1 pseudogene is annotated in these 635 nt (G+C 68.3%); it reads right to left on the bottom strand.

Going from position 1 to position 635, the window contains the following annotated elements:
- A pseudogene (locus tag A5652_RS20350) lies at nucleotides 1-635 on the bottom strand (transketolase); the annotation flags it as partial.

Below are 635 nucleotides of genomic sequence, written 5' to 3'. Positions count from 1 at the left end.
TGCGGCCGTACCAGTGCGCCGTGTAGTCCTTGGTCGAAATAGACGGCGGCCCAAAGGAATCGGCACCCTTGATGGTGGTGTTGTTGCTGCCCGCCAGGTCGGCCGAACCGCCCCACAGCTCCGGCAGTTTCGGCCCGACCGCGTTGAGCACCTCGTTGGAGGCCTTGCGGGTGGCGATCGGGTCGGAGCCGGGTTCCCAGTGCGGCAGGTCGGCGTCCCAGCCGTCGGGCAGCTCCTCGGCGGTCAGCCGGTCCAGCAGCGCCTTGCGCTCGGGTTGGCCCTCGGCCCAGGCGTCGAAATCCGCCTGCCATTTCTCGTGCGCTTCCTTGCCGCGGTCCACCAGCTTGCGGGTGTGGGCGATCACCTCGTCGCGCACCTCGAACTTCTTGTCCGGGTCGAATCCGAGGATCTCCTTGACGGCGGCCACTTCCTCGTCGCCCAGGGCGGCGCCGTGCGCCTTGCCGGTGTTCATCAACTTGGGCGCGGGATAGCCGATGATGGTGCGCAGCGAGATGAAGGACGGCCGGTCGGTAGCCGCCTTGGCGTTGGCGATGGCCTCCTCGATCGCGACGACGTTCTCGCCGCCCTCGATCTCCTGCACGTGCCAGCCATAGGCCCGATACCGGGCGGCGGTG

The sequence above is a fragment of the Mycobacterium sp. 1165178.9 genome, assembly GCF_001673555.1.
Taxonomy (GTDB): Bacteria; Actinomycetota; Actinomycetes; order Mycobacteriales; family Mycobacteriaceae; genus Mycobacterium.
Note: the sequence above shows the minus strand (reverse complement) of the source record. Positions and strands in the feature narration are given on the sequence as shown.